General features: G+C 71.1%; 26 protein-coding genes and 1 pseudogene. 4 read left to right on the top strand and 23 right to left on the bottom strand.

Annotated features, from left to right (window positions below):
- Positions 1-288 precede the first annotated feature (288 nt).
- Entirely contained in the window at positions 289-1,830 is a 1,542-nt protein-coding gene (locus tag ACFVZW_RS11225; protein ID WP_384519650.1) for a DUF2079 domain-containing protein, read from the bottom strand.
- 11 nt (positions 1,831-1,841) lie between these two features.
- Positions 1,842-2,657 (bottom strand): prepilin peptidase, encoded by an 816-nt coding sequence (locus ACFVZW_RS11230; RefSeq protein ID WP_384519651.1) that lies wholly within the window; start codon positions 2,655-2,657, stop codon positions 1,842-1,844.
- A gap of 40 nt (positions 2,658-2,697) precedes the next feature.
- Here ACFVZW_RS11230 and ACFVZW_RS11235 point away from each other — a divergent pair, with 40 nt between their 5' ends.
- Positions 2,698-3,066, top strand: coding sequence for a DUF192 domain-containing protein (locus ACFVZW_RS11235; RefSeq protein WP_384519653.1), 369 nt, complete (start codon positions 2,698-2,700; stop codon positions 3,064-3,066).
- On the opposite strand, the gene ACFVZW_RS11240 is transcribed toward ACFVZW_RS11235, so the two are convergent.
- Both ACFVZW_RS11240 and ACFVZW_RS11245 read right to left on the bottom strand, forming a co-directional pair.
- Positions 3,038-4,177: a hypothetical protein gene (locus tag ACFVZW_RS11240; RefSeq protein WP_384519655.1), complete on the bottom strand. Its 1,140-nt coding sequence runs from the start codon at positions 4,175-4,177 to the stop codon at positions 3,038-3,040. The genes ACFVZW_RS11235 and ACFVZW_RS11240 overlap by 29 nt on opposite strands.
- A 77-nt stretch (positions 4,178-4,254) precedes the next feature.
- Positions 4,255-4,617 (bottom strand): hypothetical protein, encoded by a 363-nt coding sequence (locus ACFVZW_RS11245; protein WP_384519656.1) that lies wholly within the window; start codon positions 4,615-4,617, stop codon positions 4,255-4,257.
- Between the two features lie 113 nt (positions 4,618-4,730).
- Here ACFVZW_RS11245 and ACFVZW_RS11250 point away from each other — a divergent pair, with 113 nt between their 5' ends.
- On the top strand, positions 4,731-5,666 hold the full coding sequence (locus tag ACFVZW_RS11250; RefSeq protein ID WP_384519658.1) for a hypothetical protein: 936 nt from the start codon (positions 4,731-4,733) through the stop codon (positions 5,664-5,666).
- Positions 5,667-5,712: 46 nt separating this feature from the next.
- Here ACFVZW_RS11250 and ACFVZW_RS11255 read toward each other — a convergent pair whose 3' ends face one another.
- The 14 genes from ACFVZW_RS11255 to ACFVZW_RS11320 form a co-directional block, all read right to left on the bottom strand.
- On the bottom strand, positions 5,713-6,312 hold the full coding sequence (locus tag ACFVZW_RS11255; protein ID WP_384519659.1) for an OmpA family protein: 600 nt from the start codon (positions 6,310-6,312) through the stop codon (positions 5,713-5,715).
- A 7-nt stretch (positions 6,313-6,319) separates the two neighbouring features.
- The gene (locus tag ACFVZW_RS11260) at positions 6,320-6,862 is read right to left on the bottom strand and encodes a hypothetical protein (protein WP_384519661.1); all 543 of its coding nucleotides are present in this window, start codon (positions 6,860-6,862) and stop codon (positions 6,320-6,322) included.
- Positions 6,863-6,919: 57 nt separating this feature from the next.
- Positions 6,920-7,573: a pilus assembly protein TadG-related protein gene (locus tag ACFVZW_RS11265; protein ID WP_384519662.1), complete on the bottom strand. Its 654-nt coding sequence runs from the start codon at positions 7,571-7,573 to the stop codon at positions 6,920-6,922.
- Positions 7,570-7,797, bottom strand: a complete 228-nt coding sequence (locus tag ACFVZW_RS11270) for a Flp family type IVb pilin (RefSeq protein WP_384519664.1) — start codon at positions 7,795-7,797, stop codon at positions 7,570-7,572. The genes ACFVZW_RS11265 and ACFVZW_RS11270 overlap by 4 nt, the downstream gene beginning before the upstream one ends.
- Before the next feature lie 114 nt (positions 7,798-7,911).
- Positions 7,912-8,664, bottom strand: coding sequence for a response regulator (locus ACFVZW_RS11275; protein WP_384519666.1), 753 nt, complete (start codon positions 8,662-8,664; stop codon positions 7,912-7,914).
- Positions 8,661-9,824 (bottom strand): sensor histidine kinase, encoded by a 1,164-nt coding sequence (locus ACFVZW_RS11280; protein ID WP_384519831.1) that lies wholly within the window; start codon positions 9,822-9,824, stop codon positions 8,661-8,663. The genes ACFVZW_RS11275 and ACFVZW_RS11280 overlap by 4 nt, the downstream gene beginning before the upstream one ends.
- Positions 9,825-9,883: 59 nt before the next feature.
- Positions 9,884-10,771: a DUF5936 domain-containing protein gene (locus ACFVZW_RS11285; RefSeq protein ID WP_384519668.1), complete on the bottom strand. Its 888-nt coding sequence runs from the start codon at positions 10,769-10,771 to the stop codon at positions 9,884-9,886.
- Between the two features lie 10 nt (positions 10,772-10,781).
- Entirely contained in the window at positions 10,782-11,723 is a 942-nt protein-coding gene (locus tag ACFVZW_RS11290; RefSeq protein WP_384519669.1) for a type II secretion system F family protein, read from the bottom strand.
- A gap of 12 nt (positions 11,724-11,735) precedes the next feature.
- Positions 11,736-13,076 carry a CpaF family protein gene (locus ACFVZW_RS11295; RefSeq protein WP_384519671.1) on the bottom strand — a complete coding sequence of 447 codons (1,341 nt, stop codon included), beginning with the start codon at positions 13,074-13,076 and terminating at the stop codon, positions 11,736-11,738.
- Entirely contained in the window at positions 13,073-13,441 is a 369-nt protein-coding gene (locus ACFVZW_RS11300) for a TadE family protein (protein WP_384519673.1), read from the bottom strand. Before ACFVZW_RS11300 ends, ACFVZW_RS11295 begins: the two co-directional genes overlap by 4 nt.
- Positions 13,438-13,824, bottom strand: a complete 387-nt coding sequence (locus tag ACFVZW_RS11305) for a TadE/TadG family type IV pilus assembly protein (protein ID WP_384519674.1) — start codon at positions 13,822-13,824, stop codon at positions 13,438-13,440. The genes ACFVZW_RS11300 and ACFVZW_RS11305 overlap by 4 nt, the downstream gene beginning before the upstream one ends.
- Before the next feature lie 3 nt (positions 13,825-13,827).
- A complete protein-coding gene (locus tag ACFVZW_RS11310) occupies positions 13,828-15,114 on the bottom strand; it encodes a CpaE family protein (RefSeq protein ID WP_384519675.1) in 1,287 nt (428 codons plus the stop codon).
- An 8-nt stretch (positions 15,115-15,122) separates the two neighbouring features.
- A complete protein-coding gene (gene cpaB / locus ACFVZW_RS11315; protein ID WP_384519677.1) occupies positions 15,123-15,827 on the bottom strand; it encodes a Flp pilus assembly protein CpaB in 705 nt (234 codons plus the stop codon).
- 31 nt (positions 15,828-15,858) lie between these two features.
- A complete protein-coding gene (locus ACFVZW_RS11320; protein ID WP_384519679.1) occupies positions 15,859-16,734 on the bottom strand; it encodes a hypothetical protein in 876 nt (291 codons plus the stop codon).
- A 340-nt stretch (positions 16,735-17,074) separates the two neighbouring features.
- On the opposite strand from ACFVZW_RS11320, the gene ACFVZW_RS11325 reads away from it, so the two are divergent.
- The gene (locus ACFVZW_RS11325) at positions 17,075-18,775 is read left to right on the top strand and encodes a chitinase (RefSeq protein ID WP_384519681.1); all 1,701 of its coding nucleotides are present in this window, start codon (positions 17,075-17,077) and stop codon (positions 18,773-18,775) included.
- Positions 18,776-18,905: 130 nt separating this feature from the next.
- On the opposite strand, the pseudogene ACFVZW_RS11330 reads toward ACFVZW_RS11325, so the two are convergent.
- A pseudogene (locus ACFVZW_RS11330) lies at positions 18,906-19,061 on the bottom strand (serine/threonine protein kinase); the annotation flags it as partial.
- 169 nt (positions 19,062-19,230) lie between these two features.
- Here ACFVZW_RS11330 and ACFVZW_RS11335 point away from each other — a divergent pair.
- Entirely contained in the window at positions 19,231-20,568 is a 1,338-nt protein-coding gene (locus tag ACFVZW_RS11335) for a M14 family metallopeptidase (RefSeq protein ID WP_384519683.1), read from the top strand.
- Between the two features lie 57 nt (positions 20,569-20,625).
- Here ACFVZW_RS11335 and ACFVZW_RS11340 read toward each other — a convergent pair whose 3' ends face one another.
- From ACFVZW_RS11340 to ACFVZW_RS11355, 4 genes are all read right to left on the bottom strand, one after another.
- Positions 20,626-22,092: a GntP family permease gene (locus ACFVZW_RS11340; protein WP_384519685.1), complete on the bottom strand. Its 1,467-nt coding sequence runs from the start codon at positions 22,090-22,092 to the stop codon at positions 20,626-20,628.
- 95 nt (positions 22,093-22,187) lie between these two features.
- Entirely contained in the window at positions 22,188-22,598 is a 411-nt protein-coding gene (locus tag ACFVZW_RS11345) for a RidA family protein (RefSeq protein WP_361854879.1), read from the bottom strand.
- Positions 22,595-23,356 (bottom strand): IclR family transcriptional regulator, encoded by a 762-nt coding sequence (locus ACFVZW_RS11350; protein ID WP_384519687.1) that lies wholly within the window; start codon positions 23,354-23,356, stop codon positions 22,595-22,597. The genes ACFVZW_RS11345 and ACFVZW_RS11350 overlap by 4 nt, the downstream gene beginning before the upstream one ends.
- Positions 23,353-24,414, bottom strand: coding sequence for a sugar kinase (locus ACFVZW_RS11355; protein WP_384519689.1), 1,062 nt, complete (start codon positions 24,412-24,414; stop codon positions 23,353-23,355). Before ACFVZW_RS11355 ends, ACFVZW_RS11350 begins: the two co-directional genes overlap by 4 nt.
- Between the last annotated feature and the right edge of the window lie 111 nt (positions 24,415-24,525).

The following is a 24,525-nucleotide window of genomic DNA, read 5'->3' on the forward strand; positions in this document are numbered from 1 at the left end:
GGGTCACGCGCGCGTGAGGGTGAGGCGGGGGCGAGCGGGAGGCGAGGGCGGGTGGCACGCGCGCGTGACGCGAGGACATGCAGCACGCGCGCCTGAGGCGGGGGCCGGTGGCATGCGCGCGTGAGGCGGGGGCGGTGGCACGCGCGCGTGAGGCGGGGGCGGGTGGCACGCGCGGTTGTCGCGAGGACGTGCAGCACGCGCGCGTGAGGCGGGGGCCGGTGGCACGCGCGCGTGAGGCGGGGGGCGGGGTGCGCGTCCCCGCCCACTGGAGCCACCCGAGCCGCGGCGTCATACCCGACGGCGCAGGAGCGTCACCCCGTCCCCCTCCGCCACCAGCTCGTACCCGTACACCTGACGCGCCAGCCTCAGCTCCGACTCCTGTACGTCGAGCCGGTACGGCCACTGCCCCTGCCGGAACAGCCAGCCCTCCGGCGCCTCCCGGTCGTGGACGATCCACTCCGCGGTGGGCTGCGGAAGGAAGCTCAAGGGGGACTTCGGCGCCTTCTCCTCCACGGGGTACGTCGGGAAGATCACGACCGAGCAGCGCGACGTGAGCTGCGGCACCAGCCGGTTGGAGGCCGCCACGGTCGCCCCGTCGGGGATCCGCGCCAGCAGCGCGCGGGCGGTCTCGACGTGCGGGTCGGCGCGCCAGGTCGCCACCGCCGCCACCTGCGCGAGCGGGAAGGACGGCAGCAGGACCACCGTCACCGCGAGGACGGTGAGGAGCGAGGCCCGCAGCTGACGGACCCGGAGCGGATACGGCTCACGGCGCCACACGGACAGCGCGTCGATGAGAGCGGCGAAGACGACCGGCATCAGGATCGCGCTGTAGTGGTACGCCGTGCCCCAGTGGGAGCTGTTCTCGGAGAGCATCCGCCAGGCGAGCGTCGGGACGGCGATCAGCGCGAGCGGTGAACGCAGGGCGAGCAGCGCGGACGGGGCGAAGATCAGGACCAGGGTCACCGCCTTGACCTCGGGCTGCAGCGCGTCGATCGGCAGCAGGGCGAGGGTGGCGAGCAGGGAGCCGTCGGTGTCGGGCAGGTTGCCGCCGTAGAAGTACTCCCCGGCGGGGTTCACGGCGGGCAGCAGCACCTTGACCGCGAGGACCGAGCCGAGCAGCCCGCCCACCGCGGTCACGGCGCCGAGCCGGCGCAGGCCCTTGACGGCGACGTACACGCCGATGGCGGCCACGGTGAGCCCGAGGTCCTCCTTGACGAACAGCAGCGGTACGGCCCAGGCGACCGCGACGCCCCAGCGCTGTCGGCCGAGCGCTTCGAGGGAGAACGCCAGCAGGGGTACGGCGAAGGCGACCTCGTGGAAGTCGAAGGCGGCGGCGGAGGCGATGCCCCAGCTCAGCCCGTATCCGGCGGCGACCGCATGGGCGGCCCAGGTGCCGAGCACCCGCTGGGCCCAGCGCGCGAGCGGCACGACGGCGAGGGCGAGCAGGGCTGACTGGGCGACGAGCAGACACGTCGCGGAGGGCCAGATCCGGTAGAGCGGCGCGAGGACGGCGAGGAGGGGGTGGAAGTGGTCGCCGAGGAGGTTGAAGTCCTCGCCGCGCAACGGGACGACCGGGGCGCGGACTTCGGAGTAGGCGCGCACGGCCTGCTCGAAGATGCCGAGGTCGTAGCCGGTGGTGCGCAGGAGGAAGTGGCGGCGCAGGGCGACGGTCGCGTACAGGAGACACAGGCCGACGGCCCAGGCCCAGGGCAGGAGGGACGACTTGCGGAGCGAGGGGGCGGCGGGCCGGTCGGAGACAGGTGGGGCCTTGACTGTCGGTTCGGACGAATCACCTGGCAGGTCCGGCGTATCGCCGGTCTTTGTCCACATATATGCGGATGCTAGGGCGTCGCGACGAACGCTCCCATGAGCACGCCGAACAGCGCGCCGCCGATCATGAACGGCCCGAAGGGGATCGCCGACTTGCGGCTCCCGCGCCGCGCGAGGACGAGGCCGAGCCCGTACAGCGAGCCGAGCAGGAACCCCGAGAAGGCTCCGACGAAGAGGATGCCCCAGCCGTACCAGCCGAGGGCGGAGCCGAGCGAGAGGGCGAGCTTGACGTCGCCGAAGCCCATGCCGTTCGGGTGGATCAGGTGCAGCACCTGGTAGCCGCCGCCCAGGGCGACTCCGCCGAGCAGCGCGTGGAGCCAGGAGCCGGCCTCGTACGGCAGGAGTTCGACGCCGAGGAGGAGCAGGGGTGTGGCGGCGGCGAGCGGGAGCGTGAGCTGGTCGGGCAGTCGGTGGACGCGGACGTCGACGGTCGAGAGGAGTACGGCGAAGGGCGCGTAGAGGAGCCAGACGGCCAGTTCGGGGCGGGGGCCGGTGACGGCGGCGAGGGCGGCGCAGGCGAGGGCGGTGAGGAGGGAGGGCGTAAGGGGGGAGGCGAGGCGCGGCGCCGAGGGCTGGGGGCCGGGGTGCACCGTACGCTCCGCGCTTGCCGTACGGACCGTACGGGCGCCGGGCGTAACGTCCGCGCAGGCGGCGCAGTCCGGGCCGCCGAGCCAGCCGCGCGCGGGGCCGACCAGGGCGTGCCCCGCCTGGCAGCTGTCCCGCCACCGCTCCTCCGGCTCGACCGACAGCCGGTACGCGGCGCGCGGCACGAGCAGTCCGGCTGCGGCGCCCCACAGGGCGGCGACGACGATCAGCATGGCGTACACGCGCGGCACCCTACCCAGCCGGGCCGCTACCGTCTCCCCTATGGGGAGACCGGGGAAATGGCGTGACGGAGCGGGGAGTCTGCTCGTGGGGCGTGACTCGCTCCCGCTGGAGATCGCGGCGTCCTACCGGGCGCGGCGCCGAGGCCTGCTCGGCAGGGACGGGATCGGGGGTGCCCTGCTCATCACCCCGACGAACAGCGTGCATACCTTCGGTATGCGCTTCGCGATCGACGTGGCCTACCTGGACCGTTCGTTCACCGTCCTGGACGTGGTCACGATGACGCCGGGGCGGCTCGGCATGATCCGGCCGCGTGGCCGGCACGTGCTGGAGGCGGAGGGCGGCGCGATGGCGGACTGGGGTGTGCGGCCGGGCGTACGGGTCACGGTGGTCCCGAGCCGAGGAGAGTGAAGGCTCCGTACGCACCCGACGCGAGCGCGAGCCCGGCGAGGACGAGGATCCGGTTGCGTACCCGGAGCCGTACGAGCGCCACCGCGGCCGGCAGCAGCAGACCGAACGCGGGCATCATCAGCCGCGGCCGGGAGCCGAAGTACGCGGCGCCGACGAGCGAGACGACCACGACGGCGATCGTGTACACGAGCAGCGGCAGCGGCTGCTTCTGCCGTACGCACAGGACCACCAGCCATCCGAGCAGACCGAGCGCCGCGCAGAGCCCGAGGGCGGCGAGCGGCGGCAGCCCCCAGATGAAGCGGGCGAGCGCCACCCCGCCGTCGATGGAGTTGCCCCAGGCGGCCTGGACGTCGAAGTAGGCGGTGGGGCTGCCCTGCCGCACCCCGACGTAGACGATGTACGCGAGCCAGCCCAGGGGGGCGATCAGCACGCCGGCCGCCATGCTCCCCCTGGGCCTGGCGGCCCGGGAGATGCCCCCAGCCGTCAGCTTCCGTTCGCGGACGACGGTGACGATCGCGGTGATCCCGAGGGCGGCGATGAGCGCGGCGGCGGTCGGCCGGGTCAGCCCGGCGAGCACGCAGAGCGCACCGGCCAGGATCCAGCGGTCGCGCAGCACGGCAAAAATCGACCAGGCGGCGAGGGCGGTGAAGAGCGTCTCCGTGTACGCCATCGACTGCACGAACGCGGTCGGGTAGACGCCCCAGAGGACGGCGAGGACGACACCGGCCTGCCGGCCCGCCGCATGGCTGCCGACGGCGTAGATCCCCCAGGCGGCGGCGAGCGAGGCGGCCCAGGAGACGAGCAGTCCGGCGGTGGCGGCGTCGACGGGCAGGACGGTGGACAGGGCCCGTTCGAGGGCGGGGAAGAGGGGGAAGAAGGCGAGGTCGGAGTGGACGCTCCCGTTGGGGAGGGTGACCTGGTAGCCGTATCCGTTCTCCGCGATGCGGACGTACCAGACGGCGTCCCAGCGACCCGTCAGCCGGTGCAGCCCGTCCTTGCCGACCACGGCGGCGGCGACGGCGAGGACCGCGAGGCCGATGACGCGGGTGGCGGCGTAGCCGCCGAGGGCGGCGGCGAGGGATTCGGGGGGACGGGGTCGGTCTGGGGACATGCGCTCGATTATGTCGGCAGCACGTGCGGGGCCCGTCGGCAGGACGGAGAGGGGGGCTGACACCACCCCTCCCCTTCTCATCCCCCGGGCCGGATCCGCCCGAAGCGCGCGGCCATGACGGGACCGAGCTGGAGGACGATGGCGTGGCCGGGCTCGTCGGGGTAGGGCAGGTCGTTGAGGAACGAGGTGACGATCACCTCGTCGATGCCGAGGACCCCGCGCCCGCTCTGCTCCTCCAGGAAGTCGAGGGTGCGGCGCCAGTCGGCCGTGCCCGGGGCCTCTCCGAGGAAGGAGCGCACGGTGTCCTGGACGACGTCCCAGAAGAAGACGTGGGGCAGCACACCGCCCTGGTTGAAGACATGGGCGTCGAAGGTGTCCCGGAATTCGGGGATGTGGTTCACGAGGTCGCTGACCAGTTGCACGCTCGGCGTCGTCGTCATCAGCAGTCCACTCCGGAGGAGTCCTGGTGCCCGTTTCGACCAGGATGGGGCATGAGGGCGGGAGTTATCCACAGGGGGTGCGAACTGTCGGGCGTCCGTGGATCGTTGGAGCCATGCACGACTTGGCGAGACTGGCCCGCGGCGGGGTGCTCCTGACCGCGTGGGCGTACGCGGCGGGCTGGCCGGGGAGCGGCCGACTGGGGAGGCGACTGCGCCATGAGGGGTGGCAGCGGATCTGTCGGGGCGCGTGGGCGGTCCCGGGGAAGGAGGTGGATTGGAAGGTCAGGGCGAGGGCGGTCCAGCTGCTGCGTCCGGAGCTGGTGTGCAGCCACGGCACGGCGGCGGTGCTGCACCGGGTGGAGGTTCTGGACGCGACGCGGGAAGTGGGGAAGGTACTGGAATTCACGGCGAGCCGAGGGGGCGGCGGCGCATCCGCCCGGCCGGACCTGCGGGTCCACAGGACGGGCGGCCTCACCGAAGGGGACTTGTGCGTCCGGGCGGGCCTGCGGGTGACGAGCCCGGCGCGGACGGTCGGCGACCTGATGCGGAGCTGCGGCACGCGCGAGGGGGCGGTGGTCGCGGCGGACTCGGCGCTGTCGCGCCGTACGGTCCGGGGGATGCGGCGTGAGCCGATCGTCCACCACGAGGCCCTCGTGGCCGAACTGACCGCACGCCACCCAGGGGCGCCCCGGGCCCGCCGCTGGCTCCCTCTGACGAACGCGGCCTCGGGCTCCCCGGCGGAGACGATCGCCCGTCTCCACATGCACGACGCCGGCCTCCACCCCGATTGCCAACCCCTCCTCCGCTCCCGCTCGGGCCGCACCCTCCGCCCGGACTTCCTCTTCCGGGAGGCGGGCCTGGCCATCGAGATCGAGGGCTACGCCTTCCACGGCACGCGCCAGGCCCACGCCCGCGACATCCACCGCTTCAATGAACTCACCGACTGCCCGGCGATCCACAGAGTCCTCCGCTTCACGGCAACGGACGTCTTCCACCACCCGACCCACATGATCACAACGATCCGAACGGCGTTGGGGTACCTGGGGTGACGTGTGCGGCGGCGGGGTGAGCGGTGGCCCCTCCCCGCACGCGGTCTCAGCCGCCCGTCGTCCGCGGGAAGGAGATCTCCACGCGGCGGTTCTTGGTGCGGCCCTCCTCCGTGCTGTTGTCGGCGATGGGGTAGTCCTCGCTGTACCCGCGGATGTCGAAGGTCTTCCCCGGGTCGAGGTTCTTCGCCAGCTCCTGCTGCACGGCGTCCGCGCGCTGCTTGGAGAGCTTGAGGCCGTGCTCGTACGTGCCGAGGTTGTCGGTGAAGCCGAAGACGCGGACCTTGCTGGAGTTCTGCTTGTTGATCTCCACGGCGATGGCGGCGATCCGGGCGGTCGCGGCGGGGCCGAGCTTGGCGCTGTCCTTGCCGAAGAGGACCTCGGCCTGGAGGGCGAAGGTGACGTCGACGTTGGTGTCCTCGCGACGCTGCTCGCCGCCTTCCTCTTCGACGACCTGCTTGATGTCGAGGATCTTGGCGGGGGCGAGGGTGGCGCCGTCGGGAAGCATGAGCTCGGGCGAGTTCGCGTCGATCGCGGGCGGCGGGGAGCCGCTGGAGGTGGAGTTGGGGGGATCGTCGGCGAGGGCGGGGGTGGCGGTGGCGAGGAGGAGGACTGCGGTGAGGACGGCGATGCGGCTCGATGTCGTCATGGCGGCCTCAGGAGAGTTTGATGGTGCCGGGGCGGAAGGTGGGCAGCTGGAGCGTCACCTCGGCGGTGTTGGCTGGCGGGGCGGGGAACTGCATGAAGACGTTCGTGGAACGGCCTGCTCCGAGGTTCGACAGACCGGTCGTGGTCAGTGGCCTGCCGTCTGTGTCTCGCAGGACGTAGTAGCGCTTCTTCCCCAGCGAATCGACGAGGGTCGCGCCACCCAGCGAAGTACCGTGCTTGACGATCTCCGTCTCGTCACCCGCGAGCTGAGCCGGGATGATCCGAGTCGCGTCAGAGGTGTTGGCCAGCTTTCCACTGACGGTCAGAAACCCTCCGACGTCACGCTTCGCCGACTCGACAGTGAACTCCAGCCCCTCTTGTCCCTTGAGGACGGCCAGGACTTCGGTGGGCTCCTGAGTCTGAACCCCTTCGCCGCCTTCAGGTGCCTTCGAGGACTGGGACGCGGAAGGCTTCGCTTGCGACGGCGCTTCGTCGCTGCCACAGCCGCCGACGCCAAGGGCCAGTCCGGCCGCGATGACGATCGCGACCATCCCTCTACGCGGCTTCGTCGCGCACCGAACGCTCATGAGTCGGAATTCCTCTGCTTGTCAATCAGCCAGTCGGACAATGAAGAGATCGGCAACGCCCGGAAGGCTCGGCCGGTCCGGATCGATATCCCAGGCCTCACCGTCGCACGAAAGACCGAGGATCGGCTTGGGCTTCTCTTCCTCGGTCTCGCCAGGGTCCGGTTCAGCCGGCTCCGTCGGTGTGGGCTCCGGCTCAGGAGCGTCGAAGGTGCAGCGTGGTTCGATCACGGCTGTCGCCGACGCGAATGCATGCTGCTCATCCGTGCCGGGGATCACCGAACCCCCGACGGTGCTCAGCGTGCGGACGTCCACACGAAATCCCTCTTCGCCCAGGGGTAGACGGCGACATCCCTCACCCCAGAGCTCCGCGTCGTTCTTCGCCGCGAACGAGGCCGCCCGCTGACACGCGGCAAGCTCGCCGTAGTCCTGCCCGGTAAGGAAGTCATCCCATTGCGTGGGATCGAGGATGACCTTCAGCCATCCATCTCTGAGTTGCTCCCGTGCATCCTGTGCCGCGGCCAGTGCGGCAGCGTCAGCCGCAGTTTGGGCCCCGTTCCGGGTCGCAGCGGCTTGTCCCACCGCGAAGTATGCGAACGCAAGGAGGAGCAGGCCTGCCACCACCGTGATGTAGACGGGAAAGGCCTGCCCACGGTCGTCAGGGCGACGACCAGTCACTCGCCTCCGCCACCGCCGGTGAGACTGGCGATCTTCGTGCTGATCGCGTTCTTGATGTCCTGGCCGATACTCGTGCCCGAGATCGCGATCACGATCGCCACCACCACCACGATGATCCCCAGGTACTCGACCGCCGTCTGCCCCCGGTCCTCCGACCTTCCGCGGATCCAGCCGCCGAAGCGTACCTTCGCCTTCGTCACGGCCCTCAGCATGACGTCGCTCATCGTGGTCCCCTCCGGATTCGAACGTCCCCGTGCCGATGCCGATCTCGGCCCGCGCACGGTACGCCCCCACCCCCTCCTCCCCACAGGGCCCGTGGGCCCAAACCCGGGCCCACATCACGAGGTCCTCCCCGTGCCGAGCGTGCCGAGCGCGCCGAGCGTGCCCCGCGCGCCCGGCGTGCCCCGCGTGCCCAGCCACCCCGCTATCGCCTCGCTGCGGGTCCTCGCGTGGAGCTTGGCGAAGATGCGGTTGATGTGGTTCTTGACCGTCTTCTCGCTGATGAAGCAGGTGTCCGCGATCTGTCGATTGCTGAGGCCCGACGCGATCAGGTCCATCACCTCCCCCTCCCTCACGCTCAGTCCATACCGTGCCACATTCCGTTGCACCTGCGAAGGGCTTGCGTCAGATCTCAATGAAGTCGAGACACTTGGCCGCGTCCCACCGTGTGCAGTCGCACCTCGCACCACCCCCAGCACCGCGTTCGCCGCCGTCGGGGTGAAGTGGGCCCTGCCCGCCGAGACGTCGTGGACCGCTGTTCGGAGTGCCTCCGGGGTGAACTCGCCGTGGACCAGATAGCCGCCCGCGCCCAGTCTCAGCGCCTCCCTGACGATCTCGTGCTCCCCGCTGTACGTCAGCATCAGCACCGGTGCCAGGCGGGCCAGGTGCGGGAGGGCCGTCAAGCCGTCGATCACCGGCATGCGGACGTCCAGCAGGACCACGTCCGGGCGGTGGTACTCCGCCAGGGTCACCGCCGTGCGGCCGTCGGGGGCCTCCGCGACGACCCGGAAGGCCGCGTCGGTGTCCAGCAGGGTCCGCAGGCCCGCCCGTACCACCGGGTTGTCGTCCGCGACGAGCACCGTGACCGTCATCGCGCGACCCCCTCGACCGGGAGTTCCAGGCGGACCTCCGTGCCGCGGACCACGCTTCCCCTGCCGATCCTGATGCGCGCCCCCACCCCGGCCGCCCTCTCCACCATGCCGACCAGGCCGAAGTGGCCCGTCCTGCGCAGGTCGTCCAGGGTCGTGCCCGGCGGCAGGCCGCGGCCGTCGTCGCACACGCTGATCCGGAGCAGGCCCGCGACGACACCGGCCGAGACGTCCACGCGGGTGGGCGCCGCATGGCGGCCCGCGTTCTCCATCGCCTCCGAGGCGATCGTCAAGAGCTGCCGTGCCACCGCGTACGGAACGGGTGGCACCGACCCCGGGGCGACCCCCTTGTAGTGGGTCTCGATGCCCGAGCGGCGGGCGAAGTCCCGCACGCGGAGCGACAGTTCCGACGAGAGGTCGATCTGCTCCCCCAAGCCGTACGACTGTCTCCGCAGGTCCGCCAGCAGCTCGCGCGACTCCGCCGCCGCCCTCCGTGCCGAGCGCGCCACGACGAGCGCCTGCTGTCGCTGGTCCGGCGCCTCCGCCAGGCCGTCCGCCGCCAGCGCGAGCCCGTGCAGGGTCTTGGCCACCGAGTCGTGCATGTCGCGGGCGAGCCTGGCCCGTTCCTCCTCCACCGCCTGGGCGGCGGCCAGGCGCGTGCGGGCCTCCGTCAGGGCCCGGGTCGCGGCGCCGAAGCGGAGCAGTAGGTTCCGGAGGGTGACGCCCAGCGCGCCCGTGATCACGCACAGGCCGGGGAGCAGCGCCGCGTCCCCCACACCGCCCACCTCGCCCACCTCCGCGGCGTGGACCGCCAGCAGGATCAGCGACTGGAGGCAGGCGAAGAAGGCCGCCCCGCGCCAGCTGTAGGCGAGGCCCGCGAGCAGCGGGGTGCAGACGCTGACGTATCCGAGCGTGCTCTGCGGGCCCGCCGTGACCAGGAGCAGCGAGCCGAAGAGGGTGTCCGCGGCGAGCAGCGCGGGGTGCCGGAGGAGCAGCGGGCCGAACCGTTCCCAGTCCCGGAACATCACGTACGAGCCCATGAAGGTGACCAGCACGGCCGCTCCCACCAGCCAGGCCGCCACACCGGGTGCCGCTCCCATCAGGGCCGTCGGGCTCGCCAGGGCGATCATCGCCAGCCGGAAGCCGAAGACCTGGCGGCACATCGCCTGGAGGGCGTTCACCTCGATCGAGACCGACACGGCCACGGGTACCGACACGGCTCTCACTCCCCCGTGATCGAGCCGAAGTTCGTGCCCGTCCCCAGGAAGAGCCCCGCGCCCAGCAGGATCATCGTCGCGGGGACCATCAGCGTCGTGATCACCATCGTCGCCTTGGGGACCGCCTTCGCCGCCTTCCGCCGGGCGTTCTGGGCGTCCGTACGTCGCATGTCGTTGGCGATCTGGATGAGCGTGTCGACGATCGGCGCGCCGAGCTCCTCGCCCTGCTGGAGCGCCGTGACGAACTGGGCGACCTGCTCGGAGTCGTTGCGGCGCCGCAGCTCGTCGAAGGCCTGCCGGCGGCTGACGCCCATGTCCATCTGGCGCAGGGTGATGCGAAGTTCGTCCGCCCAGGGGCCTTCGTACTTGTCGGCCACCCGGTCGAGCGCCTGCCGGAATCCGAGCCCGGCCGACACCACCACCGCCAGTACGTCGAGGAAGTCCGGCAGTGTCCGCTCGATCTGGTCCTTGCGGATGCGGATCGCGGACCAGATGCCGACCTCGGTCCAGAAGACGGCGAAGGCGAAGAGCAGGAGGGCGACCAGGACATCGCCGTTGGAGAGCATCACCAGGCCGCCGAGGCCCCCCAGGAATCCGTAGACCGCGCGCCGGGCTCCGTATCTGTCTATGGTCAGGCCGCCGGGGTTGCCCGCCAGGTCGATCCTGCGCCGTACGGCGTTGACCCGCTTCGGGCCCATCGCGCGCAGTACGGCGGCCGAGTAGCGCATTCCCAGCCGGTCCACGACGGAGTCGACCGCTCCGGTACGGGTGGAGCCGACTTCCAGGGCGAGCTGGAGGTCGCCGGGGAGTTTGGCGTCCGCGCGGTAGAGGCGGATGCCGTAGAAGATCCCGGCGACCGAGAGGGCGGCGGCCAGGGCGAGCAGAAGGTCCATGTCCAGCCCCTCAGACGTCGATCTTCGAGAAGCGGCGGATGACGACGAAGCCGACGACGTACAGCGCGAAGGCGGCGACGACTGCGAACTGGCCGAGGCCGGAGCCGGTCATCCGGTCCAGGGCGCCGGGCTGCATGTTGTCGATGAGCAGCAGCGAGCCGATGCCGATGACCGGGACCGCGTACGCCGTCATGCTGACCTGCGACAGCTGGGTACGGACCTCCCGCCGGGTCTCCTTGCGCTCCTCCAGCGTCTCGGTGAGGTTGCGCAGCGAGGCGACGACCGTGCCGCCGGCCTTGTTGGCGAGGACGAGGGTGGTGACGAGGACGACGAGTTCGCGGGAGGGGAGGCGTTCGGCGAGTTCACCGAGGGCGTCGTCGACGGAGGTGCCGACCGCGAGCTGCTGGGCGACCTTCTCCAGTTCGTCGCCCGCGGGCGCTTCCAGTTCGTCGGCGGCCATGCTGAGCGCCATCCGCAGGGCGAGCCCCGCCTGGGTGGCGTTGGCGAGGATCCGCGACAGCTCCGGCAGCTGGTTGATGAACTTCTCGATGCGCTTCTGCCGCTGCCAGTTGAGGAAGCCCATGGCGACCCACACGCCGAGGAAGCCGCAGATGGGACCGAAGAACGGGGAGAGCACGGACTGTCCCGCGATCCACAGGGCGGCCACGGTCACGGACATGGCGACGACGAACTCGCCGGGTGTCAGGTCGAGGCCGGTGGCGGAGATCCGCAGTTCCAGCTTCCGGCCGAAAGCGGTCCGGCGGACGCGTCGGTCGATGCCCCGGAAGCGGCGCCTGCGGCGGCCGCCTCCCTCCGGTTCGCCGGTCTGGGTGAGCCGGGCGACCAGGGCTGCGCGCTGGGCGGCGCCGCTCGCGTACAGGTGGATGCCGAGCACGGCGAGGACGCAGCAGAGCAGCGCGACGCCGGTCACCAGCCAGGTGAGTGGGTTCATCTCCGTCCCCTCCTACTTCGCTTCTCGGGTCGCGAGCTGCGCGTCGGACGCGGCGACGCCGAAGGCCTGCGGGATCGGCTGGCCCGCCAGGTACAGCCGGTCGGCGACGCGTCGCGGCAGCGGGTGGTACTCGTACGCGCCGTACACCCGTCCGTCGGCCGCGAGCGGCTGGGCGCGGAAGCGGCAGACGGTGGCGAGGGTGAAGCGTTCGCGGCCGTTCGAGGCCAGGATGGCTATCTCGGTGATGCGGCGGGTGCCGTCGGCGTGCCGGGTCAGCTGGACGAGGACGTCGACGGCGCTGTTGATCTGGTCGCGGAGCGCCTCGAAGGGAACCTTGACCTCGGACATCGAGGCCAGCGTCTGGAGCCGCATCAGGGCGTCCTCGGCCGAGTTGGCGTGGACGGTGGCGAGCGAGCCGTCGTGTCCGGTGGACATCGCCTGGAGCATGTCGAGGGTCTCGCCGCCGCGGACCTCGCCGACGATGATGCGGTCGGGGCGCATCCGCAGGGAGTTGCGGACGAGGTCGCGGATGGTGACCTGGCCGCGGCCCTCGATGTTCGGGGGCCTGCTTTCGAGGCGGATGACGTGGGACTGCTGGAGCTGGAGTTCGGCGGAGTCCTCGATGGTGATGACCCGTTCGCCCTCGGGGATCAGTCCGGAGAGCGCGTTGAGGAGGGTGGTCTTTCCCGTGCCGGTCGCGCCGGACACGATCACGTTGAACTTCGCCTGGACGAGTCCCGCGAGCAGGAACAGCATCTGTTCGTCGAGCGAGCCGAGGCCGATCATCTCGCGCAGGGTGTACGCGCGGGGGAAGCGGCGGATGGTCAGGGTGGCCCCGGTGAGGGAGAGCGGGGGGATGATCACGTTGACGCGCTCGCCGGACGGCAGCCGGGCGTCGACCATCGGATTGGACTCGTCGACGCGTCGGTTGACGGTGGACACGATGCGTTCGATGGTCTGCATCAGCTGCTCGTGGGAGGCGAAGCGGAGCGGCAGCAGTTCGACCCGGCCGGCCCGCTCGATGAAGATCTGGTCGGGTCCGTTGACCATGATCTCGGTGATGGAGGCGTCTTCGAGGAGGGGTTCGAGGACGCCGAGGCCGAGCGCCTCGTCGACGACGCGGCGGATGAGCTGGGCGCGTTCGACGGTGGAGAGGACGGGGCCCTCGCGGCTGATGATGTGCCCGAGGACGCGTTCGAGGCGGGCCCGTCGCTCGGCGGCGGCGAGGGCCGACATCTCGGTGAGGTCGATCTCCTCCAGGAGCTTGGCGCGGAAGGACGCGACGAGATGACCGTCCTCGCGGCCTCCGGGGCCGTTCTCCTCGGGGGCGCTGATGCGGGCCCGCAGGCTCATGACTCGTCCTCCTCGGGCAGCGGCAGGGTGGCGCTCTTGCGGACCTCGCCGAAGTCCCAGAAGGGGACGACGGACGGGATCCGTACGGTGACGGTCGCGACGGCCTCGTCGCCGCCGGCGTCGACGTCGACTCCCGCGCGTTCGGCGATCCAGTCGCTCATCGCCGCCCTGCCCGCCGCCCCGGGGGCGAGCGTCGTGTCGTCGTGGGTGGCGGCCCGGGCGGCGGCGCGTGCTCCGGTGCCCGCCTGCTGGGCGGCGTACGCGGCGAGTCCGAGCTGGATCCCGGCGAGGGCGACGAGCAGCAGGATGGGGAGGAACCCCAGGTATTCGACGGCCACCTGGCCCCGGTCGCGTGTCTTCCTCATGGCCGGCCCTCGTCTTCCTTCACGGCTCCGGCCTCACCGGTCACGGTGAAGGGGAAGCTGATCGCACCGGGGAAGAGCACGGGCACCTTGAGCCGTACCGTCGCGGTCACCATGTCCCCGGAGCCGGACGGGGCACAGGAGACCGAGGCGCCCGAGGCCCACGCCCCGTCCAGGTGGCGCGTCCCCGCCGCCTGGCAGTCGCCGTCGACGGCCCCGGCGCGCACCGCCTCGTCGGCCGCGTTGCCGGCGAGGGTGAAGGTGTAGCCGACCAGGACGCACTGCCAGAGCAGAACGAGCGTGAGCAGGATGAGCGGCACCATCCCGAGGAACTCGACGGCCACCTGCCCCTTGTCGCGCATCGACGCGTCCCGGTACGCCGGCATGGCTCAGCGACCTTTCCCGCGGCGGCGCAGCCCCAGCGATCCCCGGTCGTCCCCGCGCGTGAGGGCGAGCTGCTTCCCCGAACCCGGCCCGATCGATGCACGCTGTGAGGCGACCCCCGGTGTGCCGACGAGGCCCAGCTCGCCGGCGAGCGACCAGAGGGCCTGCTTCACGCTCGACCGGGCGTCGAGCTCGTGCATCCGACCCGCGTCGACGACGCCCTGGAGCTCCTTGAAGTTGGCGGGCACCACCACGCCCGCCATCCGGGTCCCGGTGATCTTCTGGATGAGGGCGGGCTGGATCTCGGTGGAGCGCGTGTACCGGTTCACCAGTACGGTGCTCTCCTCCGCCTTGCGGATCTGGAGCCGGTCCCACATCCGTACGGTCCGCTTCGCGGCGCGTACCGCGACCACGTCGGGGGTGGTGACCAGGAGCGCCGCGTCGGCCATCTCGACGGCGACGGCGCCCGCGCCGGTCAGATGGGTCCCGCAGTCGACGACCACGACGTCGTAGCGGGAGCGCAGCGCGCCGACGATCTTGCGGGCGGCGCGGTCGGGGACGTCCTCGCCACGTTCGCCCTCGCCGGGGGCGAGGAGCAGGGCGATGCCCGTCTCGTGGGTGTAGACGGCGTCCTGGAGGACGCGGGGCGAGATGTCGTCGACGGCCGCGAGGTCGGCGACCGAGCGGCGGAACTGGACGTCGAGGTACGAGGCGATGTCGCCGCCCTGGAGGTCCATGTCGACGAGGGCCACGTTCCGGCCGGAGGCCCGGGAGGCGAGGGCGAGTTGGACGGCGGTGACGGTGGTTCCGACGCCGCCCTTGGCGCCGCTGACGGTGACGACGGTGCCGCCGGGTCCGGTGAGGACGTCGGCGCCGCTGCCGAGGTGCCGGCGGACGCCGACGGACCACTGGGCGGCGGCCTGGACGCGGCTGGCGAGCTCCTCGTAGCCGAGGGGGAGGGTGACCAGGCCGCGGGCGCCGGAGTCCATGGCGGCCGAGAAGAGGACGGGGCTGGCGTCGGCGGTGATGAGGACGACACCGACGGCGGGGAAGCGCAGCGCGACCTCGCGGATCAGTTCCAGGGCCGGGACCGGGCCGATCCGCTCGTGGACGACGACGACCTCGGGCAGCTCGTCGAGGGACTCGGCGGCCAGCCGGGCGAGGGTGTCGACGAGGTGGGTGGAGTCGGCGACGGGGGCGGCGGGTTCGGCGTCGGGGAGCTGGCTGAGCAGCGTGATGACGGCCCGGGCCGCGTCGGGGTCGGCGACGGCCGGCAGGATCCTGGTGGTCATGACCGGCCTCACTTGTCCTTGTCGAGCGTGTAGGTGCGGTCGCGCGGGTCGACGGTGGGTTCGCCGCCGGGTGCGACGAGGGCGAGGCGTACGTGCTGGGCGAAGGACTCGGCGTAGGCGACGCGCTGGGTGTCGAGGGTGGAGAGCGCGAAGGTGATCGGGACGGCCTCGGTGGCGCGGCTGCCCCGGTTCTCGGCGTCGCCGATGGGGGTGAGCTTGCCGACGTCCAGGACGCGGGCGTTGGCGACGATCATCTTGGACTGGGCGGGCTGCCCGCCCTTCTCGCCGTCGAAGGTGGCGTAGATGTTGACGGTGGCGCCCGCGGTGATCTTGCCGGCGACCCCCGTGGCGGCGTCGATCATGATGGCGATCTCCTGCTGGCCGGGCTGGAGCGCCGGACGTTTGACGATCATGTCGGACTGGAGCAGGGAGCCGGCCTGGAGGGTGGTGACGGCGATCTTGCCCTCGATCTGGGCGAGGTCGGTGACGGCGTTGTCCGAGAGCCAGCGCTCGGGCATCGAGATCTCTTCGAACTGCCCGGCGTTCAGCGGGGTGTAGGGCGCCACGTCCTTCCTGACCTGGTACGCCTTCACCTCGGGTCCGACCTTGGAGTTGACGTCACCGATCACCGAGAGGACACCGGCGAAGGCGCCCAGGGCGCACAGGACGGACAGCAGAAGAAGCAGGACGCCACGGCGCTGGCGGGAATTCATGGCCGTACAACCTCGATCGGTTCCGTGTGACTCAGCGGACAGGGGAAGTGAGCGCCCGGGGTTCGGCCGAGGCGTCGGGCGGCACGGTGGCGGGCAGGGGGGCGGAGCAGAATCCGCAGCGGTCGCCGATGAGTTCCATCCGGCACCAGTGGCAGGTCTCGCGGCGTACGGAGGAGACCAGGTGGTGAAGGACCGCGATGTCGGGGAGGTGGGCCGCGAACTCGACCAGCCGGCCGGTGCCCCACCAGCGCGGCGATTCGGCGGGCAGCGGCGCTTCCTGGACGCCCTGGACCTGCCAGCGGGGTGCGAGGGTGCCGGTGGGCCAGTCGGTCTGGAGTTGTCCGCGGGCCAGGAGGAGCTGGGTGGCGAACTCGGGTCCGGCGGGCGGCTCGGCGCCCGGCGTGATGCGGACGAGTTGCGGTACGGGCCCGGCGAGGACGGCGAACTGAGCGCCAGGCATCCACCCCTTGAGGTGGGACTTGAGGCTGACCGGTACGCGGTCGAGCTTGGCGACGGAGCCGAGGACGGCCCCCGCGTAGATGTAGTGGGCGAGCAGCCGGGCGGCGGAGGCGACGACACCGGGGCTGAAGTCGCAGGCGGACAGCTGCCGTAGCTGTCGGGCGAGGACGGCGGTGCCGAGCGGCGGCAGATCGGTCTTGACCAGGGCGATCCGGTCGCTCTCCAGGAGGGACCGTACGGCGTGCAGCCGCTGCTCGGTGGCGGTCGGTACGGAGGTGGGGCAGACCACGATCACATGGCCGTACCGGTCGAGGAGCAGTTGGAGGTCGGCTACGGCGGAGGCGAGGGGCTGGGTCCCCGGTGCCGGAAGGACGGCGGCGGTGGGTGTCTGCTGGTCGGTCGGTGGCAGCACCAGATCGGCACTGGTGACCGCGATCGCTGTCGGCACGTCGGGCTCCCCGTCCCCATGTCCCCATGACTCACTGCGTTCACTGCGTTACTGCACAGCGCGGTGCTTCTGCACCTTATCCACGGACCGTGGGCTGGTGAACACACAATCCGCCAAGCGCCAGTAGTTTTCTGGGCCCGCACGGCCCTTGCGCTGGGCCCGGACCTGGGCCTGGACACGGCCGGCGGTGGGCCCCAGGACCCACCCGCGGGCCCCGCTCCCCAACCGCCGTCCCTTCCAGAGGTCTTGACAACTCGATTGGTCTGGACCAGCTTGTTCCCTCAGCGGTGGCCACCGTTCCGACCCTCCACACCCCCAACTCCCCCTCCGGAGGCAGCAAGTGGACCGCACCACCACACGCTCCCGCAGATGGATCGGCGGCGCCCTGGCGCTGGCCGTCGGTTCCGGGCTCGTCCTCGTCGGCGGCGCCGGCACCGCCCAGGCCGCGGACGTCAACGTGGCCAAGAACGCGGGCTTCGAGTCCGGTACCGCCAACTGGACCTGTACGGCGGGCAGCGGCTCCGCGGTCTCCTCGCCCGTACGGACGGGAGCCGGCGCCCTCAAGGCGACCCCGGCCGGCCAGGACAACGCCCGGTGCAGCCAGGTCGTCACCGTCAAGCCCAACTCGACGTACACCCTGAGCGCCTGGGTGCAGGGCGGGTACACCTACCTCGGCGCGAGCGGCACCGGGACCACGGACGTCTCCACCTGGACCCCCGACAGCTCCTCCTGGAAGCAGCTGAGCACCAGCTTCACCACCGGCGCGAACACCACCTCGGTGACCGTCTACACCCACGGCTGGTACGGACAGGCCGCCTACCACGTCGACGACGTCTCCGTCTTCGGCCCCGACGGGGGCGGCGGCACCGACCCCGACCCGGTCGTCCCGTCGACCCCGGCGGGCCTCGCCGCGGGCACGGTCACCTCGTCCTCGGTCGCGCTGAGCTGGAACGCGGTCTCGGGCGCCACCGGCTACAAGGTGTACAGGGACGGCGCGCCGACCCAGACCGTCTCCGGCACCTCGGCCACCGTGACGGGCCTCGCCGCCGACACGACGTACCAGTTCCAGGTCTCCGCGACCAACGCGGCGGGTGAGTCGGCCAAGTCCACCGCCGTCTCGGCCCGGACCGGCACCACCAACCCGGGCCCCGGTCCGTCCGTGCCCAAGCACGCCCTGACCGGCTACTGGCAGAACTTCAACAACGGCGCGACGGTCCAGAAGCTGCGGGACGTCCAGGCGCAGTACGACATCATCGCCGTCTCCTTCGCCGACTCGACCACCACGCCCGGCCAGATCGTCTTCAACCTGGACCCGGCCGTCGGCTACGCCTCCGTCGCCGACTTCAAGGCGGACGTCGCCGCGAAGAAGGCGGCCGGCAAGTCGGTCATCATCTCCGTCGGCGGCGAGAAGGGGAACGTCACCATCAACAGCGACGCCTCCGCGACCGCCTTCGCGGACAGCGCGTACGCCCTGATGCAGGAGTACGGCTTCAACGGGGTCGACATCGACCTGGAGCACGGCATCAACTCCACGTACCTGACCAAGGCGCTGCGCCAGCTCTCCGCCAAGGCCGGTTCGTCGATGGTCCTGACGATGGCCCCGCAGACCATCGACATGCAGAACACGGGCACCGAGTACTTCAAGACCGCGCTCGCCGTGAAGGACATCCTGACCGTGGTCAACATGCAGTACTACAACAGCGGTTCGATGCTCGGCTGCGACGGCAAGGTGTACAGCCAGGGCTCGGTGGACTTCCTCACCGCGCTCGCCTGCATCCAGCTCCAGGGCGGCCTCGACGCCTCCCAGGTCGGGCTCGGCGTGCCGGCCTCGACCCGTGGCGCGGGCAGCGGCTACGTCGACCCGTCGATCGTGAAGAACGCGCTGGACTGCCTGGCCCGCGGCACCAACTGCGGCTCCTTCAAGCCCTCGCAGACCTGGCCCAACCTGCGCGGCGCGATGACCTGGTCGACCAACTGGGACGCGACGGCCGGCAACGCCTGGTCCAACGCGGTCGGACCGCACGTCCACAACCTCCCGTAGTACGAGATCGCTCCACGAACAGCGCCGCCGCTCCCCCGGCGGCGCTGTTCGCGTGTTCACCCCGCGAGATAGCGGTCGAGTACGAGGCGAGCTGCGCGACCCACTGCGTCACGAGGGCGGCGCGGCCGTTGACCTCGCAGTGGTAGGAGCTGCCGTCCATGCGGGCGGCGGCGACCTCGGCCCGGAAGCGCTCGCGGAAGACGGGATCGGCGGCGAGTTCCGGCCGCGCGACCTTCACGGCGACCGCCCGTCCGCCGCGCGAGCGCGCCAGATACACGGTGCCCATACCGCCTTCGCCTAGTTTGTGTTCGACCTCGTACGTACCGATCAGCGTCCCCACGCCGACAGTATGGCCGAAGTACCTGCTTGACCAGTGCATGTCAGAGCCTCACGATATGCCCGGACACCCGCACCACTCTGTCGCACACCCCCACACTCCCCACCCAGGAGACAGCATGCGACTTCGAACCCGCGGAAGAAGGTCCGCCACTCTCGCGGCCCTTCTGGCGCTCGCCCTCGCGGCGCCCCTCTCCGCAGGCGCCTATCAGGCCGGAGCCGACGCGGAACCGACCGCCGCCACCGAGGAAGTGATCCGCCAGTACGAGATCCACGGCCCGTCCACCGTCGCCGAACGCACCGAGCTCGCCGCGACCGGCGTCTCGATCGACGAGGCGGACGACCACAGCGTCGTCGTCAGCGCCAACTCCGCCCAGCTGCGCAAGCTCCGCGCACTCGGCCACCGCCCCGAGGCGCTGCCGGCCCCGCCCGACCGCTCGGTCAAGGGCATGGCGGTCGAACCCTTCGACTTCCCGTCCGCCGACTCCAGGTACCACAACTTCGCCGAAATGAACGCGGAGATCGACCAGCGTCTCGCCCAGTACCCGAACATCATGAACAAGCGGGTCATCGGCAAGACGTACCAGGGCCGGGACATCGTCGCCATCAAGATCAGCGACAACGTCGGCACGGACGAGGCCGAGCCCGAGGTCCTCTTCACCCACCACCAGCACGCCCGCGAGCACCTGACCGTCGAGATGGCGCTCTACCTGCTGCGCGAGCTGGGGGCGGGCTACGGCACGGACTCCCGGATCACCAACGTGGTCAACAGCCGCGAGATCTGGATCGTGCCGGACCTCAACCCCGACGGCGGCGAGTACGACATCGCCTCCGGCTCCTACCGCAGCTGGCGCAAGAACCGGCAGCCGAACTCCGGCTCCAGCTACGTCGGCACGGACATGAACCGCAACTGGGACTACAAGTGGGGCTGCTGCGGCGGCTCCTCGGGCAGCAAGAGCTCCGAGACGTACCGGGGCACGGCCCCCGAGTCGGCGCCCGAGGTGAAGGTCGTCGCGGACTTCGTCCGCTCCCGTGTGGTGGGCGGCAAGCAGCAGATCAGGGCTGCGATCGACTTCCACACGTACAGCGAGCTGGTGCTCTGGCCCTTCGGCTGGACCACCGCGAACACCGCGCCGGGCATGACCCAGGACGACCGTGACGCGTTCGCGGCCGTCGGCCAGAAGATGGGCGCGAGCAACGGCTACACGGCCGAGCAGTCGAGCGACCTCTACATCACGGACGGGTCGATCGACGACTACCTCTGGGGCTCGCAGCGGATCTTCGGATACACCTTCGAGATGTATCCGGCCTCGTCCTGGAACGGCGGCTTCTATCCGCCCGACGAGGTGATCGAGCGCGAGACGAGCCGCAACAAGGACGCCGTCCTCCAGCTCCTGGAGAACGCGGACTGCATGTACCGCTCGATCGGCAAGGCCTCGCAGTACTGCACCGCCTGACGCACGGACAGGGGCGCCCCGGGTTCTCCGGGGCGCCCCTCGCCGCGCCGAGACCCGTCAGACCACCAGGCTCAGCGCCGCGGCGACCGCGAATCCGGCGAGCGAGAGCACCGATTCCAGGACGGTCCAGGACTTCAGGGTGTCGCGCTCCGAGATGCCGAAGTACTTGGAGACGATCCAGAAGCCGCCGTCGTTGACGTGCGAGGCGAAGATCGAGCCGGCCGAGATCGCCATGATGACCAGGGCGAGGAACGCCTGCGAGTGGTCGCCGCCCTCGACCAGGGGCAGGACGATGCCGGCCGTGGTGACGATGGCGACGGTCGCCGAGCCCTGGGCGACCCGCAGGACGAGCGAGATCAGGTAGGCGAGGACGATCACCGGCAGGCCGACGTCGTTGAAGGTGTCGGAGAGCGCCTGGGCGACTCCGCTCGCCTTGAGGATCGCGCCGAAGACACCGCCGGCGCCGACCACGAGCAGGATGTTGCCGACCGGCTTCAGCGAGGACGTGGACACCTGCTCCAGGGACTTGCGGGACCAGCCGCGCCGGATGCCGAGCAGGTAGTACGCGAGGAACAGCGCGATCGTCAGGGCGACGAACGGGTTGCCGAAGAACTCGATCACCGAGCGGGTGGTCGACTCGTCCAGGGCGATGGAGGAGAACGTCGCGGCGAGGATGAGGACCAGCGGCGTACCGATGATGAGGAGCACGGTGGCGAGGGAGACGGGCGCCTCGGAGGCACCGCCCTTGCGCTCGGCGGCGACCTGCGCCTTGGCGTCCTCCGCGGCCTCGACCATGTCCTGCGGGACCTCGACGAAGATGCGCTTGCCGATCCAGGAGGCGTAGGCCCAGGCGGCGAGGACGGCGGGGATGCCGACGACGATGCCCATGAGGATGACCCAGCCGAGCGAGACGTGCAGCAGTCCGGCGGCGGCGACGGGGCCGGGGTGCGGCGGCAGGAAGGCATGGGTCATGGAGAGACCCGCGAGGAGCGGCATGCAGTAGAGCAGGATCGACTTGCCGGAGCGCTTGGCGGCCGCGTAGACGATCGGCGCGAGGACGAAGATGCCGACGTCGAAGAAGACCGGGATGCCGAAGATCAGTCCGGTCAGGCCCATCGCGAGCGGCGCCCGCTTCTCGCCGAAGAGGCCGAGGAGCCGGGAGGACAACACCTCGGCGCCGCCGGAGACTTCGAGGATCGCGCCGAGCATGGTGCCGAGGCCGATGATGATCGCGACATGGCCCAGGATGCCGCCCATGCCGGTCTCGATGACGGAGGTGGCGGCGGACTTCTGGACCGTGCCGAAGAGTTCGGTGACGGAGAGACCCGCGGCGAGGCCGACGCTGATCGAGACGGCGAGCAGCGCGACGAAGGGCTGCAGCCTGACCTTGATGATCAGGACGAGGAGGAGGGCGATACCGAGGGCGGCGACGGTGAGCAGTCCGGCGGTGCCCGGTATGAGGAGGAGCAGTCCTCCGGTGTGAGGTGGGGTCTCGGCGGCGGGGGGTGCGGCGGCGAGCAGCAAGGGGGACCTCGTTTTTGGGTAGGGGGGAGCGCGGCACGGCGTCCCGGGGCGGACGCCGTGCCGTGGAGCGGCGGTTTCAGAAGGATCAGTCCGGGTCAGCCGAGGACCGCGAGGGCGTCGATCTCGATCAGGAGACCCTTGGGGAGGCCGACGTAGACCGTCGTACGGGCCGAGGCGGGCGCCTTCAGGCCCTGCTCCTCGAAGTACGCGTTGTAGATCTCGTTCATCTCGGCGAAGTGGTCGACGTCGGTGAGGTAGACGCGCATCATCATCACGTCGTCCCAGCTCGCGCCGCCCTCCTCCAGGATCGCCTTGACGTTGGCGAAGGTCTGGAGGGTCTGCTCGCGCAGCGTCGGGCCGGCCGGGGTGGGCGCCTGGCCCTCGACGGCGGGGAGGAAGCCGACCTGGCCGGCGACCTGGAGGATGTTGCCCTTCTTGACGCCGTGCGAGAACTTCGCGGGCGGGGCGGTGTGGGTCGCGGGGGTGAGGGCGATCTTCTCGGTCATGTCCGGTCCTTGGTAGGGGGGTTGCCTGAGTAGTCCCGGCTGATGGCGTCGGCGGTGCGGCGCACCAGCGGGAGCAGGGTGAGGAGTTCCTCGGCGGTCACGACCACATTGGGCGCCGAGACCGACATGGCGGCGACGACGCGGCCGTCGGCGCCGCGGATGGGGGCACCGATGCAGTTGATGGACTCCTCGTGGCCACCGAGGTCGGTGGCCCAGCCCTGTTCGCGTACGGTGGCCAGCTCCTTGAGGAAAGCGGCCGCGTTGGGGATCGAACGGGGCGTGTACATGGGGTAGTCGAGCTTGGCGGCGATGGCCCGCCGCTCGGGCTCGGAGAGGTCGGCGAGCAGCAGCTTGGCGACGGCGGCGACGGTGATCGCGACGGGCTTTCCGATGCGGGAGTACATCCGGACCGGGTAGCGGCTCTCGACCTTGTCGATGTAGAGGACCTCGCCCTCCTCGTGGACCGCGAGGTGGACGGTGTGCCCGATCTGCTCGTTGAGCGCGGTGAGGTGGGGGTGCGCGATCTCGCGGATGTCGAGGTTCTCGACGGCTTCCTGGGCGAGCGCGAAGAGGCGGGCACCGAGGCGGTAGCGCTGGTCCTGCTGGCGGTAGACGAGCCCGTGCTCGTGCAGGGTGCGCAGCAGCCGGAGCGCGGTGGACTTGTGCACCCCGAGCCGGTCGGCGACCTGCCCGAGGTCGGCGGGTCCCTGGGCGAGCAGCGGCAGGATGCTCAGCGCTCGGTCGACGGTCTGGCTCATGGCGTACGTACCTCCTGGTCCTCCCCCGTCCAGCCGGGGCCGAGGTGAAGTCTCCCCCAGCCCTCGTCGTCGAGGGCGACGAGCCGGTCGGCGTGTGCGGTACGGGCAGGGGCGCCCAGATCGCCGGGGACGGTGAGCGCGGCGGCGGCCATGAGGTGCCCGTGCCTGATCCGGGCGGTGGCGTCGAGCCCGCGGAGGGTGGCGGAGAGGAACCCTGCGGCGAAGGCGTCACCGGCACCGACGGGGGCGACGACGTCGACGGTGGGGGCGGGGACGGTGGTGACGAGGTCCGGTCCGGGGGAGGACTCTGCCCCGGCACGGCGCTCGAACACGACCGCGCCCGCCGCACCCCGCTTCACCACGAGAAGCCCCGGCTCCGGCAGCGCGGCGCGCACAGCGGCCGCCCCGCGCACCCCCCACGCCTCCTCCGCCTCGTCCTCGCCCACGAACACCACATCCCCGCCCCGCGCCAGTTCGAGGAGCACCCGCCCGCCGACCGGCGCGTCCGACCACAGTCCCGCCCGGAAGTTCACGTCGAACGAGACCAGCGGCCGGCCCGCCCGCGGCGCGGTCAGCGAACGCATCAGCGCCAGGCAGTCGTCCGACAGCGCCGCGGTGATCCCGGACAGGTGCAGGACCCGCCCGTCGGCGACGGAGTCGTACGGCACGGTCGTCGGCGACATCGCCGACGCCGCCGACCCGGCCCGGTAGTACGCGACCTCGTGCCCGGCGGTCGCCCGGTCCGTGGCGGTGCGGAAGTAGATGCCCGTCGGCCGCTCGGCGTCCCGCCCGACCGCCGACACGTCGACCCCGTACGCCCCGATCGCCTCCACCAGGTGGTCGCCGAAGCCGTCCGCGCCGACCCGGCCGACCCACTTCGCCCGGTGCCCCGCCGCGGCCAGCGCGCATGCCACGTTGGACTCGGCGCCGCCGATGGTGCGGGCGAAGGAGGGAGCGTCGGCGAGGCGGCCCGGCCGGGAGGGCAGAAAGGTGACCATGGACTCGCCGAGGCAGACGACGTCCACGGGCGGCGCGTCCACGGGCGGGGCTCCGGTCACGTGCGGACTCCTCGTCGATCATGCGGGTCCGTTGACCCGGCGTTGGCCCGGATGTTAGACAGCATCAAGCGATATGCGCAATGACTGTTGCACACCATGCAACGACCTCGA

Origin of the sequence: Streptomyces sp. NPDC059567, from assembly GCF_042735655.1 — a bacterium.
Taxonomy (GTDB): Bacteria; Actinomycetota; Actinomycetes; order Streptomycetales; family Streptomycetaceae; genus Streptomyces.